This is a genomic window from Streptomyces colwelliae, from assembly GCF_048158785.1.
In the GTDB taxonomy this organism is placed as follows: Bacteria; Actinomycetota; Actinomycetes; order Streptomycetales; family Streptomycetaceae; genus Streptomyces.
Genome location: NZ_JBLTJC010000647.1, coordinates 1 through 3,253, shown reverse-complemented (window position 1 = coordinate 3,253; position 3,253 = coordinate 1). Strand labels below are relative to the sequence as shown.

General features: G+C 69.5%; 2 protein-coding genes. Both read left to right on the top strand.

All coding sequences use genetic code 11. From position 1 onward, the window contains the following. Positions 1-812 (top strand): carbonic anhydrase (locus tag ACNFOC_RS52590; RefSeq protein ID WP_416966055.1); only part of this gene is annotated, 812 nt, incomplete at its 5' end. A 166-nt stretch (positions 813-978) separates the two neighbouring features. Further along, positions 979-2,940, top strand: a complete 1,962-nt coding sequence (gene acs / locus ACNFOC_RS52585) for an acetate--CoA ligase (protein ID WP_416966054.1) — start codon at positions 979-981, stop codon at positions 2,938-2,940. The last annotated feature ends 313 nt before the right edge of the window (positions 2,941-3,253 follow it).

Below are 3,253 nucleotides of genomic sequence, written 5' to 3'. Positions count from 1 at the left end.
ACCCCACCACCGACCCCACCACCGAATCGACCGACCGTCCCGCACCAGGCACCGCCGCACCCGGCACCTCGGCACCCGGCGCTTCCGAACCCGGCGGTACCGGCACGGACGCCCACCCCGGCACCGGAGAGAACACCGGCACCGCCGGCCGCCAACTCGCCCGTGGCATCAGCGCGTTCCAGCGCAACACCGCTCCGCTCGTGCGGGGCGAGCTGGCGCGGCTGGCCAGGGAAGGGCAGCGGCCTTCGCAGCTCTTCCTGACCTGTGCCGACTCGCGGCTGGTGACCTCGATGATCACCTCCAGTGGTCCCGGTGACCTGTTCGTCGTGCGGAACGTGGGCAACCTCGTGCCGCCGCCCGGCGAGGAGAGCGGGGACGACTCGGTGGCCGCCGCGATCGAGTACGCGGTGGACGTGCTGCGCGTGAGATCGATCACGGTGTGCGGGCACTCCGGGTGCGGGGCCATGCAGGCGCTGCTCAACTCCGAGCCGGGGGGCGCCCAGACGCCGCTCAAGCGGTGGCTGCGGCACGGGTTGCCGGGCCTGGAGCGGATGGCCGACGACAGTCGGCCCTGGGCGAGGTTGGCAGGAAGGGCGCCCGCCGACGCCGTAGAGCAGCTGTGTCTGACCAATGTGGTGCAGCAGTTGGAGCATCTGCGGGCGTACGAGTCGGTGGCGCGGGCGTTGCGGGAGGGGGCGTTGGAACTGCACGGGATGTACTTCCATGTCGGTGAGGCGCAGGCGTACTTGCTGACCGACGAGGACGGGGACCAGTTGTTCGATGGAGTGGGGGTGGCGGATCTGTCGGCCTGAACCTTGTTCACCCGGCGTCCGTGGAAAAGAAAGACCCTCGCCGCACACGTCGCCCGCAGGTCCGATGACAGGTCTAAACCAATATTTCGACGACCCTTGTCATCGGACCCCCGGGTCTGATGAGCTGGCCCGGGACACAACGGACACCCTGGGAAAGGCAGATGCCGTGAGCAACGAAAGCCTGGCCAACCTGTTGCGCGAGGAGCGCAGGTTCGCACCCCCCGCCGACCTGGCGGCGAACGCCAATGTCACGGCGGAGGCGTATGAGCAGGCCAAGGCTGACCGGCTCGGCTTCTGGGCCGCGCAGGCCCGCCGCCTGAGCTGGGCGAAGGAGCCGAGCGAGACCCTGGACTGGTCGAACCCGCCGTTCGCCAAGTGGTTCAAGGACGGCACGCTCAACGTGGCGTACAACTGCGTGGACCGGCATGTCGAGGCAGGCAACGGCGATCGCGTCGCCATCCACTTCGAGGGCGAGCCCGGCGACAGCCGCGCGATCACCTACGCCGAGCTGAAGGACGAGGTCTCCAAGGCCGCGAACGCCCTGCTGGAGCTGGGAGTTCGGAAGGGCGACCGGGTCGCCGTCTACATGCCGATGATCCCGGAGACCGCGGTCGCGATGCTGGCCTGCGCGCGCATCGGCGCCGCGCACTCGGTGGTGTTCGGCGGTTTCTCGGCGGACGCACTGGCGACCCGCATCCAGGACGCGGACGCCAAGGTCGTCATCACCACGGACGGCGGCTGGCGGCGCGGCAAGCCGTCCGCGCTCAAGCCGGCCGTGGACGACGCGGTCGACCGCGCGGACAGCGGCGTCGAGCACGTGCTCGTGGTCCGCCGTACGGGCCAGGACGTGGCGTGGAACGACGAGCGGGACGTGTGGTGGCACGAGATCGTCGACCGGCAGTCGGCGGAGCACACGCCCGAGGCGTTCGAGGCGGAGCAGCCGCTCTTCATCCTCTACACCTCAGGTACTACGGGTAAGCCCAAGGGCATCCTGCACACCTCCGGCGGCTACCTCACCCAGGCCGCGTACACCCACCACGCCGTCTTCGACCTCAAGCCGGAGACCGACGTCTACTGGTGCACGGCCGACGTCGGCTGGGTCACCGGCCACTCGTACATCGTCTACGGCCCGCTGGCGAACGGCGCGACGCAGGTCATGTACGAGGGCACCCCCGACACCCCGCACCAGGGCCGCTTCTGGGAGATCGTGCAGAAGTACGGGGTGACGATCCTGTACACGGCGCCGACCGCGATCCGTACGTTCATGAAGTGGGGCGACGACATCCCCGCGAAGTTCGACCTCAGCAGCCTGCGCATCCTGGGGTCCGTCGGTGAGCCGATCAACCCCGAGGCGTGGATCTGGTACCGCAAGCACATCGGCGCCGACAAGACCCCCATCGTGGACACCTGGTGGCAGACCGAGACCGGCGCGATGATGATCTCGCCGCTGCCGGGCGTGACCGCGACCAAGCCCGGTTCGGCGCAGACCCCACTGCCCGGCATCTCCGCGACGGTCGTCGACGACGAGGCGAACGAGGTCCCGAACGGCGGCGGCGGTTACCTGGTCCTGACCGAGCCGTGGCCGTCGATGCTGCGCACGATCTGGGGCGACGACCAGCGGTTCCTCGACACGTACTGGTCGCGGTTCCCGGGCAGGTACTTCGCCGGTGACGGTGCGAAGAAGGACGACGACGGCGACATCTGGCTGCTCGGCCGCGTGGACGACGTGATGCTCGTGTCCGGGCACAACATCTCCACCACCGAGGTCGAGTCGGCGCTCGTCTCCCACCCCTCCGTCGCCGAGGCGGCCGTGGTCGGCGCCGCGGACGAGACGACCGGGCAGGCGATCGTCGCCTTCGTCATCCTGCGCGGCACGGCGAACGCCGAGGACGAGAACCTCGTCGCCGACCTGCGCAACCACGTCGGCAGCGTCCTCGGCCCGATCGCCAAGCCCAAGCGGATCCTCCCGGTGGCCGAGCTGCCGAAGACCCGCTCCGGCAAGATCATGCGCCGCCTGCTGCGCGACGTGGCGGAGAACCGGCAGCTCGGAGACGTCACGACCCTGACGGACTCCACCGTCATGACCCTCATCCAGGACAAGCTCCCGGCCGCGCCCAGCGAGGACTGACCTGCGCATACGACGACGAGGGGCGCCCGGCGGCGAACGTGCCGGGCGCCCCTTTCGCGCATACCGTGAGATCCGCAAGGCCCATAGGACCCATCCCGCCGCATCTTAGGTAAACTAAGCAAAGCGTCAAGGACGCGACAAGGTGCGCCGGGAAGTCTGGTCGGCAAGAGCTCTGTGCTGCCCGCCACCCCGGAGGTCTCCCCGTGACCGCGCCCCGCCCCACCGCCACCCGCAAAGTGCTGGGACGGCTGTCCCTGCCCGAGCGGAACTTCGTCGCGGAGGCGCTGCGCACCGAGACCGTCGGCGGTGTCCT